Genomic DNA, 13,289 nt, shown 5'->3' with positions numbered 1-13,289 from the left:
GGTGTCGACGGCACCGGTATTAGCGAAGACGGGACACGCGTCTATTTCGTGCTGCCTGAAGCACCCTCTGGCGGCATGGCTGAGTACTGTATTGTCAAGGAGACGCATTGTATTCCTTTGCCGGCGGCGCTGGATGATGTGACAGCAGCGGCAATCGCGATTCCAGGGATGTCGTCATGGGCGGCCTTGCTTGAACGTGCCAAGCTGGTCAAGGGAGAAACCGTGCTGATCAATGGCGCGACAGGCGTGTCGGGTCGTCTCGCAGTGCAAATCGCAAAATATCTGGGCGCCGGCAAAGTCATCGCTACCGGACGGAATGCGGAAGCCCTGCAATCTCTGCGAGCTCTCGGCGCCGACGTTACGATCAGCCTTGCGCAGGACCAGGAAGCGCTCGCAAGCGAATTGGAAGAACAGTTCCGAGCTGGTATCGACGTCATTCTCGACTACCTTTGGGGGCAGAGCGCAGAGCTGTTGCTGGTGTCTGGCGCCAAAGCGGCGCCGGAGGCAGTCCCGGTCCGCTTTGTTCAGATTGGAGCGGTTAGCGGCCCAACCATCACTCTTCCAGGTGCTGCGCTTCGATCATCGTCCATCGAACTCATGGGCAGCGGTTTAGGCAGCATTCCGATGCCGCGCATCTTCGATGCGATTGAGCAGCTGCTCAAGGCCACGATCCCGGGCGGCTTCAAGATCGCAACCAGGCCGGTGCCCTTGTCCCAGGTGGCAGATCACTGGCTAGGCGATGAAAGCTCGGCCCGGACTGTATTTACGACCGGGTTGCGGCCGTAAGGCCGGTTGCCTGTTTGCGGTCTGCTTAGCTACGCAGCATATGCCACCCAGCCTTTGATGCTCAAGCCGGCATAGAAAAGGCTGGCATCCGAAAACCCGGCGCCTTCAAGCATCGCCACCTCTTCCTCTGGCGACAGAATTGTCAGCCTGGTGCTGATTGCTTCGCGGGTGGCCTGCGCATGGGCCGGGTCTGCTCCCTCGGGGAGGCCATAGGCGACGTGGCGAGCTATCCATTTCGAGCGTTCAGGCTCAGCTTGCGGGAAGCTCAGGTGGACCAGGATAAACGGCGCGCCATCCTTCAAGCGGCGCCTAAGCTCTTTCAGGGTTTGGAGACGTTGTTCGCGGGAGATGAAGTGGAAAGTCAATATGCATGTGGCAGCGTCAAAAAGCACTTCCGGTGCGCTGCCAATGTAGCCCTCATGCAAACGCACCCTCGCGTCGTGCGGACTAATCACCCGTTTGGCCAGTCGGAGCATGTCGGCCGACGGGTCCACGCCATCGAATGACCATCCTGGATGCGCATCCGCGAGTGCCTTGATTTCCTGCCCGCCGCCTGCTCCCAGTACCAGCACGCGTCCGTCGGCAGGCATTTTCTCGGCGAGTAAAAGTGACACCATGCGATGAAGACTCGAATAGCCGGGAACCTGTCGTGGCGGGCCTTCGTTATAAGAGTCCACGGTGCTTCCGGAAAAAGCAGGGGCGGTATTATTGGGCATGGATATTCTCTAGGTTAATGGCTTTGAGGTGCCCCTTGCAATGCAGTTGAGTCTCGGCGCGGATGGCGGCAAGAGTTATTTTGCGAAAACGGAAAACCAGCAACCGCTTTTATTTATGCAACATATGTTGTTACATAAAATCCGATGTGTCAAGGCTGTGGCAGCTTGGATCCGGACGCTAGCAGGTGGCGTCCTGTGAGGAATAACTCTTGGATTGGCAGCGTGTTATCCGCCGCCCGTCATCCTATTGGTAATCCGGCATGAACCTCTGGAGCGTGGCCCGGGAGGAGTCGCCGTCCATCTGGATGCGATAGAAGTAGCTTTTATCGGCCTTGAGGTCCTGCTCTGTAACAGTCAGCGAGCGCGTGTCGGACGAATCGGTTGGTGCAGCGCCGAAAATATGTTTGCCTGGCGTGAGCATGAACTCTACTTTTTCGCCGGGATTCAGCGAGGCTGCTTTTTTGCCGTCTATGTACAGATGTTGATATGCGCCGCCGCCAGAAAATCCGGCATCTCTAACAAACACTGCGCGGGCGCTGTTCGCCAGCGGCAGCGCATCAGCGCGGAATACGCGTTCCATCGATACGGACCGGGCATTGTTGATAGGGAGCGGGGATGTGGCGCAGCCGCCGGCCGAAATGAGTACAGCGAGTGCAAGCAATATGTTTTTCATTTGTACTCCAAACAATTGATTGTCAAAAACTAATTTGCAGCATAACCGATAGCGCATTTTTACCAAAATAGTTTACACAAGTCGTCAGGCTTGATCTCATCAAGATCACCAGCTACTGCGACTCGAATGCGCTGGCGCAGCAGGGGATGGTTTTTGGGGAAAATTGACGATATTCCTCATTTGCAAAAAACACTGTTTCCTGCAATGATCGCCGGTCGGCAATGCCGGAGCAAAGCAGCACAATACCCGTTTGCATCAGTCGATCCTAATGTTCCAAGTGAAATGAACCGTCATGCGTTACCAGGGAAAAATCGCCAATTGGAAAGACGACCAGGGTTTTGGTTTTGTCATTCCCAACGGCCGCAAGGAAAGAGCTTTTGTACACATCAAGGCCTTCGCCGGCCGCTCGCGCCGGCCGGCTGAAGGCGATCTCATCACCTATGAACTGATCATGGATGAGAAGGGACGTTTCCGCGCCGACGAGATCAGATTTGCCGGCGAGAGGGCCGCGTCGGCGGCTTCCTCTGGAGCCGGATGGTTCGGCCTTGCCTTTACCGCTCTGTTCTACTGTTTCTTGCTGGTGGCTGCATTGATGGCATGGATTCCGTTGGCCGTGCCTGTCCTCTATCTTGCGGCAAGCGTCATTGCCTTTTTTGCGTATGCCTTCGACAAGGACGCCGCACAGAACAAACGGTGGCGAACCAAGGAGAGCACGTTGCACCTGCTGGGACTTGTTGGCGGCTGGCCGGGCGCTTTCCTTGCCCAGAAAATCATGCGCCACAAATCGAAGAAAGTAGAATTCCAGGCTGTATTCTGGATCACTGTCATCCTGAATTGCTGTGCGCTCGGCTGGATTTTGACGAAGTCTGGCGCCGGTTTTCTGCGGTCCGCCATTGCTCTGGCGGCATGAGCAGTTTGCCCGGACTGCAGGAATTACCCGTCAGACAAGCGCTTCCATTCCCATGCGCTGGTACAGCCGGAGCGCTCCCGAGGGATTGTCGATTTCTACTTTGAGTTCGACATGAGGTGCGCCGCGCTGCCGAAAACATTCAAACGCATGCAAAAGCAAAGCCTCTCCCAAACCGCGCCGGCGCCATTCCGATGCGACCGCCAGGTCCTTGATGTAGGCGCTGGTCCAGCATTGCGCGATGCCGGCTATTTGCTCCTCGCCATCCATCGCGATAAAGAGTAACGCTGGATCGAATTCCGGATTGCCGCGGAGAGCCGCCCACCACGATTCCAAGGGAGGGACGCTTCCGCCGCCTTGGGCGAAGGCGGATGCAAGAAGTCCATGGGCACCGACAGCGTGCTTGTCTGCATCAAACATTTCGAGCCTGATGCCCGCTGGCCAGCGAGCATCATACGAAGTCTGGTCCAGGATCTTGCGTAGATGGAAATAAGGGCGATGATTCATGTCGAGATGTAGTTGGCAAAAAATAACATGTTTGCAATGCTCGGTATCGCACATACGACCATGGAGGTTTCCGATAGATTCAAATTTTAGATCGGAGATTATCATGCCAGCCAAGCGAAATTTTTCCCTGTCCACATTGATTGTTTGCAAGGCAACACGGCAACTTGCCCTGGCGCTTTTTATCTCTGGCGCCTCATTGGCAGCAACGGCCGCCGGCAATCCGCAAGATGCGAATGCGCGCTATCAGGCGGAACGGGCAGCCTGCCTGAACGGGCAATCGAACCAGGCGCGCGCGACTTGCCTGCGCGAAGCCGGCGCGGCTCTGCAAGAGTCGAAAAGAGGCCGTCTGAGCGACGACCAGGCGGCGGATCAGAAGAATGCGCTGTTACGGTGCAACGCCTTGCCGGCCGATGACCGGGACGCCTGCCAGCGCCGCATAGCGGGTGAAGGCACGACTACCGGCAGCGTGCTCGATGGCGGCGTGCTGCGGGAGCTGACCGTGCCGGACCGCAAATAGGCGCGCCACCGTTGTGAATTGAAATGGGCCGGCTTAGCAGCGGTTACGGGTATTGCCAGGCCGGCTAAAACCATGCCGTGCCGTTTGCTGCTTGCACGGCCTGGATGTTTCATTGGTAAATATTTAATACACCAGTTTTCATGCATTTAGATGCGGCTAAATGCATGAAATTTTGAACTTGCGAAACGGGCGCGATGTCTTATTCCATCAGCTCCATCGCAGGCGTCCGTGTGGCTTCAGGGCAGGCGCGGCAGTGATTGTTCAAAACTGAGATGGGAATGCTGGTTTTACCACCTATTTTCAGGAGAGAAGAAAATGCGAATTTCCTTTCTCGGTGCAATAGTTCACGATCCCAATTCCAACAGCGTCATCATTCCGGTCGTAATCGATAACAAGCTGACAAAATGCAATGTCACCAAGGAATGCCTGGATAATAAATTCTATGCCGGGCCGCAGCCGGAAGACCGGCTGGCGACTTACCGCGGCCACAAGGTCGAGATCCAGATAGCGCTAGCCCACAAGCTCAGGGCGACCGGACGCCGCAACGGCGTGACACTGTTGGCTGACGATTTTAACGATTAGACAATCCTTCATTATTGCAAGCCGGTATGCAGCCGGAACAGCGGATGATACCTATGCATATCAAGCCAGTCGTGTCCAGGCTGATCGCTCTCTGCGCGATCAGCCTTGTTTTATGCGCGAGCGCGGTGCAAGCGGATGAAATCGATGTGATGAACTCGGGCGGTTTCACCGCTGCCTACAAAACCCTGCAGCCAAAATTCGAAGCGGCTACCGGCCATATGCTGGTAACCGCCTGGGGGCCGTCGATGGGCAAGGCGCCGGAAGCGATTCCCAACCGCCTGCAGCGGGGCGAGCCGGCGGATGTGGTGATCATGGTCGGCTATGCCTTGGATGACCTGATCAAACAGGGCAAGGTGGTTGCCGATAGTCGCGTCGACCTGGCGGATTCCCGGATCGGCATGGCGGTCAGAAGCGGCGCGCCCAAGCCGGACATCAGTACGGTGGCCGGCTTGAAATCGGCGTTGCTCGGCGCGCAGTCGATTGCTTATTCCGACAGCGCCAGCGGGGTTTATATCGAGCGCGAACTGTTCAAGAAACTGGGTATTGAGGAACAGGTGAAACCGAAAGCCCACATGATCCAGAAAACCCCGGTCGCCACACTGGTGGCTGGCGGTCAATACGAACTGGGCTTCCAGCAGGTGAGCGAGATCTTGCCGGTGCAAGGCATCGATTTTGTAGCCAGGATTCCAGAGCAGGTCCAGAGCATCACCACGTTCGCGGCCGGCATCCCGGTCGGCGCCAGGCATCCGGACGCCGCGCGCGCATTGATCCGCTACCTGGCTTCGCCCGAGGCGCGCGCCGATGTGATCAAGAGCGGCCTCGATCCGCGCCAATGAACCTCGTCCTGAATAGCGCCAGGCGCTGTTAAAGGCACGGATCGAGTATTCATTCGCAAGCAGCGGCGGCAATCGATTAACATGTCTGACCTGCCGACCAATATCCCTATCCGAGCCATATGAAATTACCGATCGCTATAGTCATAGGCTGCGCCATCATCGCAATCGCCATATTCCTGGGCCTTACCTACGACAAGCGCACATGGATGGAGTCATGCACCAGCGGTAACGAACTTTTCCTCAAGGACCAGACGACGCAGACCTGCGAGCTGCAATACGTCAAATCCAGAAAATGAACCGCGAGGGCGGGAGGCTTGCCGGTTTGCGTTGGCGCTCCCAGGAAAAACCCTTCATCTTTCGGTCAGCGCCAGCTTGACCGCCAGCGCGCCGAACGCCGCCGCAAAACTGCGCCGTATCCAGGTCATGACATTCGGCCGCGACACCACGCGGTCGCGCATGACTGCGGCAAATACGCCATAACCTGAAAAAATGACAAAGGTAGCCAGCATGAAAGTGCCGGACAGCTCCAGCATGCGCAGCAGCGGATGCGCTTCCTGAGGGCTGACGAACTGCGGCAAGAATGCAACGAAGAAAATCGACAGCTTGGGATTGAGGATGTTGATGAGGACGCCATCGATGATCACGCGCAGGTCCGAGCGTTTGTCTTCGACGCGATCCACCCGCAATGCGCCTTTTTCCCGCAGGGAGTTCCAGGCCATGAACAGCAGATAGGCGATGCCCGCATATTTGATGGCGTTGAAGGCGAGCGCGCTGGCGTGCAGGATCGCGGCCAGTCCGAATATGGCGGCGCCGAGGTGCGGCAGGATGCCCAGCGTGCAGCTAAAGGCCGCCAGGACGCTGGCTTTTGCTCCGCGCGACAGGCCGGCGGACAAGGTGTAGATCACCCCGGTGCCGGGCGATGCGACGATGATCAAGGTCGTCAGCAGGAATCCGAGCGTCATGGACTGCTCCTCAATGGGTTGAGTTTGCGGGTTGGATGGCTAGTCGCGATTGCAAAGTCTATCATTGAAAACCGGGTTGGAATCCCAGGGTAAAGCTGTGGGAGGAAGGAGGCGGGGGCTATGCGAGGGAGAAATGCATTGGCGCACAACCTGACAATGGCAGCGAGTCGAGGCTTCCAGTCGTGTTTGCTGCATGCCAGGCCCGGACTTTACTGGCCGGTTCCCATGCTGGCGAAACCGGCGAACATCGTCCAGCTTTGTGCAGGCAAGTCTTGCGACGCCAGGCATTCTAGTCGAAAGCTGCAGGACAGCTTTCGAGGTCTAACACTCGTAATCGAGTCTCAGGGATTTTGAATGTTGGATGCCTGCTTGCCTTTCGGGCCTTGCGTGACATCGAATGTCACTTTCTGGCCTTCTTTGAGCGTCTTGAAACCTTCCATGTTGATCGCGGAGAAATGCGCGAACAAGTCTTCGCCACCATCGTCCGGCGTAATGAAACCGAAACCTTTGGAGTCGTTGAACCACTTAACAGTACCTGTTGCCATAATGATCTTTCAAATGTGTTAGCTACGGGCCAAGGTTAGTAGCGTCAAGAAAATGCTTCTGTACGTTAATTAACATAGCGCCGCGGGTCGGGCCGAAAACAGATTACGTCCCGGCATTGATAAGTATCCTCCTAAATTTCTGTTTTTGCCAAGAGAGTTGCCGAAATAATACAGATATCCAGCTATTTGATATCTGCGATCCCTTAGCGAACGTTCGCCAGCGCTTCCAGAAACTGCCCGCACCACCAGTGCACATCGTATTTGCGCACGTTCTCCAGCAGCGCGGCATGGCGCGCCTGGCGCTCCGCCAGCGGCATTTGCAGGGCGCGCTGGATGGCTTGCGCCGTGCCCGGGATGTCATAGGGATTGACCAGCAGCGCTTCCTTCAACTGTTCGGCGGCGCCGGCAAAACGCGACAGCACCAGCACCCCCGGATCGGCGGCGTCCTGCGCCGCGATGAATTCCTTGGCGACCAGGTTCATGCCGTCGCGCAGCGGCGTCACCAGCGCCACGTCGCAAGCCTGGTACAGGCCGGGCAGCCGGCGCCGCGCCACGGCGCGATGGATGTAGCGTATCGGCATCCAGTCGAGGTCGCCATAGTTGCCGTTGATGGCGCCGCACAGGCTTTCCAGTTCATGCTGGATATCGCTGTAGGCGTCGACATCTTCGCGGCTGGGGGCGGCTATCTGCAGCAAGGTTGCGCTGTGCCGGTTCTCGGGATATTCCTTGAGCAGTTCGCCGAAGGCGCGGATGCGCTGCGGCAGTCCTTTCGAATAATCGAGGCGGTCGACCCCGATCAGCAGCCGCCGGCGCGAATATTCGCGGCAGGTGGTTTCATAGGTTTCCTGCGATTCGCGCGCCCGCCCCAGGCGATGGAAGTCGTCGATGTCGATCCCGATCGGAAACGCACCGGCTTGCACCGTGCTGTTGAAGGCGCGGAACTGGCCGACGCCGACGGTTTCCGCGGTGGCTTCGGCTTTCACGTAGTGCGCGAAATTCAGCAGGTCGGCTTCGCTCTGGAAACCTACCAGGTCATAAGCAAACAGGGCGCGCATCAGCCATTCGTGGGATGGGATCGCCGCCAGGATCTGTTGCGGCGGCAGCGGGATGTGCAAAAAGAAGCCGATCTTGTTGCCGCAGCCCATGGCGCGCAGTTCGGCGGCCAGCGGGATCAGGTGGTAGTCGTGGATCCAGATCATGTCGTCCGGCTTCAGCAGCGGCATCAGCTTGCGCGCGAACAGATGGTTGACGCGGCGATAGCCGCTCAGGTAGCCGGACTCCAGGCTGGCCAGGTCGAGCCGGTAATGGAAGATCGGCCACAGCACGCCGTTGGCGTAGCCGCGGTAATACGCATCGTGGTCTTCCTGGCACAGGTCCATTTCGGCCAGCGTCACCGGGCCGGCCTGGTGCACGCGCAGTTCTCCTTCGCCGGGCGTGCCGTCCTTGACCACCGTACCGCTCCAGCCGAACCACAGGCCGCCGGTTTTCTTGAGGGTTTCGCCTAGCGCCACTGCCAGACCTCCTGCCGCGGCTTTGCGCGGATCAGCGAGTCGGTTGGATACTACGACCAGGCGGGACATGGGCAGATTCCTTTCTTGTTGTGGATAATGGGTGTGGCAGTCGGGTTCAGATGGCGCTCTCCCAGGCGGCGGAAAGGCGCATGGCGCAATTGATGATGCCGACCATGGAATAGGTCTGGGGGAAGTTGCCCCACATTTCGCCGGTGACCGGATGGGTATCTTCCGATAGCAGGCCGAGGTGGTTGCGGGTAGCCAGCATGGTCTCGAAAATCTCGCGTGCCTGCTCTTTGCGGCCTATGCGCGCGAGCGCATCGATGCGCCAGAAGGTGCAGATGTTGAACGCCGTTTCCGGCCGGCCGAAATCGTCGGGCGCTTCGTAGCGCCGCATGTAAGGGCCGTCGCACAGATACTTCTCCAAGGCGTCGACGGTGGCGATGAAACGCTGGTCGGTCGGCGCAACCAGGCCGACTTCCACCATCAGCAGCACGCTGGCGTCGAGGTCGCGGCCGCCGAAACTTTCGGCATATGCCTGGCGCTCTTCATTCCAGGCTTCGCTCAGGATGCGCTGGCCGATGGTCGCCGCGCGTTCGTGCCAGTAAGCGGCGCGTTCGTCCAGCTCCAGTTTGCTGGCGATCTTGGCCAGGCGGTCGCAGGCGGCCCAGCTCATCAGCGCCGATGACGTATGGATGCGGGAACGGGTGCGCAGCTCCCACATGCCGGCGTCCGGCTGGTCATACAGGGTAAAGGCGCGCTCGCCGCAGGCTTCCAGATGCTGGAACTGTTCGACCCCGGAGCGGTGCAGCAGCCGCTCGTCGTGGAACGACTGCGCGGCGCCGAGCACGATATTGCCGTAGACGTCATGCTGGAAATGTTCGTAAGCCTGGTTGCCGACGCGCACCGGCTTGTGGTTGCGGTAACCGGGCAGGTGGTCGAGGGTGACTTCCGGCAGCGCTTCTTCCAGGCCGATGCCGTACAGGGGCTGGATATGGCCGCCGGCGCTCCTGACGACGACATTGCCGAGCCAGCGCAGGTAGTCTTCCATGGTGCCCAGTTCGGACAAGCTGTTGAGCGCGCGCACCACAAAAAACGCATCGCGCAGCCAGCAAAAGCGGTAATCCCAGTTGCGTGCGCTGCCCGGTGCTTCCGGCACGCTGGTGGTCATGGCGGCGACGATGGCGCCGGTGTCTTCGCACAGGGACAGCTTGAGGGTGATGGCGGCGCGGATCACGGCGGCTTGCCATTCCAGCGGCGTCGCCAGGGCGCGGCTCCAGCTGCGCCAGTAAGCCAGGGTTTCCTGTTCGAAGGTGCGGGCGGTGTCGCCGATGCCGTTGACCAGGGTTTCGTCCGGTCCGAGGAGAAAGTTGTAGGGCCGGCTGACCACGAACGAGGTTTCCGCCAGCAGGTAGCTGATGGGAGCGTCAGTATTCAGGCGCAGGGTCTGTTCCGAGCCGACGTAGCGCAAGTGGTTGCTGCCGCGCGTGATGACCGGTATTTCGCGGCCCCAGTCGAAACGCGGGCGCAGCAATATGCGCAGGCGCGGCGCACCGCTCAGCGGATGCAGGCGGCGCACCAGGGTCAGCGGCCGGAAGAAGCGGCCGCGGCTGGGAAAGCGCGGGGCGAAGTCGGTAATTTCCACGCCTTGCCCCAGGGTGTCAAACAGGCGGGTATGCAGCACGGCGGTGTTCGGTTCATACCATTGCTCGCTGTGGGAAAAATTCTCCAGCTGGAAACTCCACAAGCTGCCGTTTTCGCTGGGATCGAGCAAGGCGTTGAACACCGGGTCGCCATCGAAACGGGGCAAACAGCACCAGACTACGCGTCCGAGTTTATCGATCAACGCATTCAGTGCGCAGTTGCCGACTACGCCGAGGTCAAGAGAAGAAGTGGATGGTATGGCGACTGCTTCAATCACATCGGCAGCCGTCGCAGCCGTAGCGGCCAGCGTTTCGGCGGCCGACGCTTCGGTAGGTGGCTTGGTCATGACTTCCCCTTCGATTATTATTGTGAGTGCTCCAGAACCTGCGCCAGCATGCGGCGTACCGCGGCCGGGCTGGCGATGCGCGCGCGCGCCAGGCTGGGGCCAGGGCCCACCTTGATGCCGAGGCCGCCTGCCGTTTCCGACTGCACCCAGGCAAAGCCGACTTCATCGGTGATGTCGTCGCCGATGAACAGCGGCCGGCGGCCGGCAAACGGCGCTTCCTCCATGAAAGCTGCAATCGCCTTGCCCTTGTCGGCGTCGGCCGCCTTGGCTTCGACCACCATATTGCCGCGCAATAGCGCAAATCCTTGCTCGTGGGTCAGGGCTTCGCTCATTGCCTGCACGCATATCTGTTCCAGGTGCGGAGCGCGGCGGTAATGCAGGGCCAGCGCGCCGCGTTTGACTTCCAGCAGCAGGCCGGCATGCTGCAGCGTCAGCGGCCGCAGGCAAGTCAGCAAGCGTTCGATGTCGGGCACCGCCAGCTGCGTCATGCGGCCGTCGGCGCTGCGGCGCTCGGCGCCATGCACGCCGGCCACGGGCAAACGCAGGGGGGAAAGAAAATGGTCGATCTGCTTTAACGGACGGCCGCTGACAATGGCCAGCGCTCCGTTTGCAGCATGTTGGAGCCGTTGCAAGGTTGTTATCAGGTCTGGCGGCAGCACCACGCTTTCCGGCAGCGGGGCGAAATCGACCAGGGTGTTGTCGAAGTCCAGAAACAACGCATCAGCGGCAAAGTCGTAGTCACGATTTTGTAGAGGCATGTTATGTATGGTGGCGGAACGCCGGATTAGTTCCATGACAAAAGTGACAAATAATAATTTGTCATCAAGGCCAGGCTGAAAAAACGCTCAGGAAACGGGGCGGCGGCGCTGTTGATGCGCCGTCCCGGGCCTACAGTTGCGCTTTCATTGCTTCCGATTCCATCGCCGCATTGCGCTCTTCGCTGGCTTCGATCGGATCGATTGTGTCGTCGCTCGCCGCTGCCGCGCGCTCGGCGGCAGCAATGGCCGGATCCAGGCCAGCGCCGAATTCTTCCTCGTCGTCGCCCGGCGGCTCCAGCATGTCTTTCAGCATGGCGCTCAGCTCCGCCGTATCCCACGGCTCGCCATGGCGTTTTTTTACCGTGATGTAGTGCCGCACTTCTGCGTCTTGCTCCGGAGTCAACGGCAGCCCCCGGAAACTGCTCTTGGGTTCAATGTCGGTCATGGTGTCACTCCCGCGTTGCACTGGCTAGTGTGGGGTTTCATGGTTTGCGAAACGCCACACTAAGAGTGTAGACCTATTGCGCGGGCTAGTGGGGGCCTTCGGCGGTTTTCTCGCGCCGCACCGGCCATTTGCGTCTTTGCTTACAGTTTTGGAATCCGGATGCGGCTTACCATCAAGGCGCCGGACAGGGCGAACATCAGCACCAGCGGGTGGAACTGGAAGCCGGCGACGTACACCACGCCCAGCCACAGCTGTTCGCCCAACGCGCCGTGCCAGGCAGCGGCCGCCAGCACCACCACCAGCAGCAGGGAAGTAGGGATCGGCGTGCCCTCGAAATATTTCACTTTGTCGCCGCCTTCGGAAAGTTTTTCGGAAGTGACGTTGTAGCGCGCCAGGCGCGAGACGCCGCAAGCGACAAAAAACACCAGGATGATGCGGTCCACCAGCCCCTGCATGCCGCAGCCATAGGCAATGATTGCCGGCGCCACGCCAAACGAGATGATGTCGGCCAGCGAATCGAGCTCGCGCCCCATGGCGGAGCTTTGCGCGCGCCAGCGGGCGATGCGGCCGTCCAGCACGTCAAACACCAGTGCCGCCGGAATCAGGCTGCAGGCCAGGAGGATGTGCAGCACTTCGCGCGTCTGCAGATAGGTCATCACGGAAAACAGGGAGCCGACGCCGCAGAACGCGTTGCTGAGCGTGAACCAATCGGCGAGATGGAATTCACGTATCATCGAAAAAGGCTTAGGTCTGGTCATTGATTCAATCCGGATGTGATAAAAAAGGTAGGGCGATCAATTGCCCGCACCAAATTTATCACATACGGCGCGCCAATCCGAACCTGAATGTCCGATCTAGCGCGATGCCACCTTGGTAAGTGCCGGCTGGGCGCGGTACAAGGCAGGAAACAAGCGCTTCAGATCATCGATCTTGGGCAGGTCGTTGACGACGATGTAAGGGTAGCCAGGATTGCGCGTCAGGAAATTCTGGTGATAGGACTCGGCGGGATAGAAGCCGTTGAAAGGCTCTATCCGCGTCGCCAGCGTTTTGCCGAACACTTTGCTTTTGTCGATCTGCCCGACATACGCCTGCGCCAGGTTGCGCTGCATGTCGTTGGCGGGAAACACTGCTGAGCGGTACTGGGTGCCGGAATCGGGCCCCTGGCGATTCAGCTCGGTCGGATCGTGGGCCACCGAGAAAAATATCTGCAGCAGCTTGCCATAGGTGACCTGGGCAGGATCGTAAGTGATCTGCACGGCTTCCGCGTGCCCGGTATCGCCATCGCTGACCCGATCGTAGCGGGCTGTATCGCGGCTGCCGCCCGCGTAGCCGGACACCACGTCAGTCACGCCGCGCACATGCTGGAACACGCCTTGCACACCCCAGAAGCAGCCGCCGGCGAAGACCGCCGTCTCCGCATGCGCAGTGGCTGGCGGCTGTTCGTCGCTGGCAGGCGGCGGCACGACTTTCGCCGCCTCCGACGAGAACGCCGGATTCTGGCCGAGCAGCACGGCAAGCCCGAGCCCGCACGCCGCCAGCAATCCCTTGGCCCAA

Annotated in this window: 16 protein-coding genes; 5 read left to right on the top strand and 11 right to left on the bottom strand. The window is 59.4% G+C overall.

Going from position 1 to position 13,289, the window contains the following annotated elements; all coding sequences use genetic code 11:
• The coding region (locus JWQ61_RS04380) for a zinc-binding dehydrogenase (RefSeq protein WP_304359440.1) at positions 1-786 on the top strand (786 nt) is incomplete at its 5' end.
• Positions 787-815: 29 nt separating this feature from the next.
• Here the strand turns inward: JWQ61_RS04380 and JWQ61_RS04375 are convergent.
• Both JWQ61_RS04375 and JWQ61_RS04370 read right to left on the bottom strand, forming a co-directional pair.
• Entirely contained in the window at positions 816-1,502 is a 687-nt protein-coding gene (locus tag JWQ61_RS04375) for a class I SAM-dependent methyltransferase (RefSeq protein WP_304359439.1), read from the bottom strand.
• Between the two features lie 244 nt (positions 1,503-1,746).
• Positions 1,747-2,175, bottom strand: coding sequence for a hypothetical protein (locus tag JWQ61_RS04370; protein WP_304359438.1), 429 nt, complete (start codon positions 2,173-2,175; stop codon positions 1,747-1,749).
• A gap of 292 nt (positions 2,176-2,467) precedes the next feature.
• On the opposite strand from JWQ61_RS04370, the gene JWQ61_RS04365 reads away from it, so the two are divergent.
• Positions 2,468-3,085, top strand: coding sequence for a cold shock and DUF1294 domain-containing protein (locus tag JWQ61_RS04365; RefSeq protein WP_304359437.1), 618 nt, complete (start codon positions 2,468-2,470; stop codon positions 3,083-3,085).
• Between the two features lie 30 nt (positions 3,086-3,115).
• On the opposite strand, the gene JWQ61_RS04360 is transcribed toward JWQ61_RS04365, so the two are convergent.
• Positions 3,116-3,739, bottom strand: coding sequence for a GNAT family N-acetyltransferase (locus JWQ61_RS04360; RefSeq protein ID WP_304359436.1), 624 nt, complete (start codon positions 3,737-3,739; stop codon positions 3,116-3,118).
• Positions 3,740-3,785: 46 nt separating this feature from the next.
• Between JWQ61_RS04360 and JWQ61_RS04355 the strand changes: the two genes are divergently transcribed.
• The 3 genes from JWQ61_RS04355 (at position 3,786) to JWQ61_RS04345 (ending at position 5,524) form a co-directional block, all read left to right on the top strand.
• Positions 3,786-4,106: a hypothetical protein gene (locus tag JWQ61_RS04355; RefSeq protein ID WP_304359435.1), complete on the top strand. Its 321-nt coding sequence runs from the start codon at positions 3,786-3,788 to the stop codon at positions 4,104-4,106.
• Between the two features lie 315 nt (positions 4,107-4,421).
• Complete coding sequence (locus JWQ61_RS04350) at positions 4,422-4,688, top strand: DUF1488 domain-containing protein (RefSeq protein ID WP_041741488.1); 267 nt, start codon at positions 4,422-4,424, stop codon at positions 4,686-4,688.
• Positions 4,689-4,741: 53 nt separating this feature from the next.
• Positions 4,742-5,524 (top strand): substrate-binding domain-containing protein, encoded by a 783-nt coding sequence (locus JWQ61_RS04345; RefSeq protein ID WP_304359434.1) that lies wholly within the window; start codon positions 4,742-4,744, stop codon positions 5,522-5,524.
• Between the two features lie 350 nt (positions 5,525-5,874).
• On the opposite strand, the gene JWQ61_RS04340 is transcribed toward JWQ61_RS04345, so the two are convergent.
• The 8 genes from JWQ61_RS04340 to msrA all read right to left on the bottom strand — a co-directional run bounded on the left by JWQ61_RS04340 (position 5,875) and on the right by msrA (position 13,276).
• On the bottom strand, positions 5,875-6,486 hold the full coding sequence (locus tag JWQ61_RS04340) for a LysE family translocator (RefSeq protein WP_304359433.1): 612 nt from the start codon (positions 6,484-6,486) through the stop codon (positions 5,875-5,877).
• Positions 6,487-6,827: 341 nt separating this feature from the next.
• Positions 6,828-7,031: a cold-shock protein gene (locus tag JWQ61_RS04335; RefSeq protein WP_014005464.1), complete on the bottom strand. Its 204-nt coding sequence runs from the start codon at positions 7,029-7,031 to the stop codon at positions 6,828-6,830.
• A 203-nt stretch (positions 7,032-7,234) separates the two neighbouring features.
• Positions 7,235-8,611: an alpha,alpha-trehalose-phosphate synthase (UDP-forming) gene (gene otsA, locus JWQ61_RS04330; RefSeq protein WP_304359432.1), complete on the bottom strand. Its 1,377-nt coding sequence runs from the start codon at positions 8,609-8,611 to the stop codon at positions 7,235-7,237.
• 46 nt (positions 8,612-8,657) lie between these two features.
• A complete protein-coding gene (locus tag JWQ61_RS04325; protein ID WP_304359431.1) occupies positions 8,658-10,532 on the bottom strand; it encodes a glycoside hydrolase family 15 protein in 1,875 nt (624 codons plus the stop codon).
• Between the two features lie 17 nt (positions 10,533-10,549).
• Complete coding sequence (gene otsB, locus JWQ61_RS04320) at positions 10,550-11,290, bottom strand: trehalose-phosphatase (protein WP_304359430.1); 741 nt, start codon at positions 11,288-11,290, stop codon at positions 10,550-10,552.
• 130 nt (positions 11,291-11,420) lie between these two features.
• The gene (locus tag JWQ61_RS04315) at positions 11,421-11,735 is read right to left on the bottom strand and encodes a hypothetical protein (RefSeq protein WP_304359429.1); all 315 of its coding nucleotides are present in this window, start codon (positions 11,733-11,735) and stop codon (positions 11,421-11,423) included.
• 140 nt (positions 11,736-11,875) lie between these two features.
• Positions 11,876-12,493 (bottom strand): CDP-diacylglycerol--serine O-phosphatidyltransferase, encoded by a 618-nt coding sequence (pssA, locus tag JWQ61_RS04310; protein ID WP_120236454.1) that lies wholly within the window; start codon positions 12,491-12,493, stop codon positions 11,876-11,878.
• A gap of 96 nt (positions 12,494-12,589) precedes the next feature.
• Positions 12,590-13,276, bottom strand: coding sequence for a peptide-methionine (S)-S-oxide reductase MsrA (msrA, locus tag JWQ61_RS04305; RefSeq protein WP_304359441.1), 687 nt, complete (start codon positions 13,274-13,276; stop codon positions 12,590-12,592).
• Positions 13,277-13,289: the final 13 nt, after the last annotated feature.

Source organism: Collimonas fungivorans (genome assembly GCF_028292705.1).
Lineage (GTDB): Bacteria > Pseudomonadota > Gammaproteobacteria > Burkholderiales > Burkholderiaceae_D > Collimonas > Collimonas fungivorans_B.
This window is presented reverse-complemented; position numbering and strand designations above follow the sequence as displayed.

Excerpts from the sequence above, each read along its gene's own strand:
- JWQ61_RS04375 (WP_304359439.1), bottom strand. The coding sequence starts at position 1,502 with ATGCCCAATAATACCGCCCCTGCTTTTTCCGGAAGCACCGTGGACTCT.
- JWQ61_RS04335 (WP_014005464.1), bottom strand. The coding sequence starts at position 7,031 with ATGGCAACAGGTACTGTTAAGTGGTTCAACGACTCCAAAGGTTTCGGT.
- JWQ61_RS04370 (WP_304359438.1), bottom strand. The coding sequence starts at position 2,175 with ATGAAAAACATATTGCTTGCACTCGCTGTACTCATTTCGGCCGGCGGC.
- JWQ61_RS04325 (WP_304359431.1), bottom strand. The coding sequence starts at position 10,532 with ATGACCAAGCCACCTACCGAAGCGTCGGCCGCCGAAACGCTGGCCGCT.
- otsA (WP_304359432.1), bottom strand. The coding sequence starts at position 8,611 with ATGTCCCGCCTGGTCGTAGTATCCAACCGACTCGCTGATCCGCGCAAA.
- JWQ61_RS04345 (WP_304359434.1), top strand. The coding sequence starts at position 4,742 with ATGCATATCAAGCCAGTCGTGTCCAGGCTGATCGCTCTCTGCGCGATC.
- JWQ61_RS04340 (WP_304359433.1), bottom strand. The coding sequence starts at position 6,486 with ATGACGCTCGGATTCCTGCTGACGACCTTGATCATCGTCGCATCGCCC.
- otsB (WP_304359430.1), bottom strand. The coding sequence starts at position 11,290 with ATGCCTCTACAAAATCGTGACTACGACTTTGCCGCTGATGCGTTGTTT.
- JWQ61_RS04350 (WP_041741488.1), top strand. The coding sequence starts at position 4,422 with ATGCGAATTTCCTTTCTCGGTGCAATAGTTCACGATCCCAATTCCAAC.
- JWQ61_RS04365 (WP_304359437.1), top strand. The coding sequence starts at position 2,468 with ATGCGTTACCAGGGAAAAATCGCCAATTGGAAAGACGACCAGGGTTTT.
- JWQ61_RS04315 (WP_304359429.1), bottom strand. The coding sequence starts at position 11,735 with ATGACCGACATTGAACCCAAGAGCAGTTTCCGGGGGCTGCCGTTGACT.
- pssA (WP_120236454.1), bottom strand. The coding sequence starts at position 12,493 with ATGACCAGACCTAAGCCTTTTTCGATGATACGTGAATTCCATCTCGCC.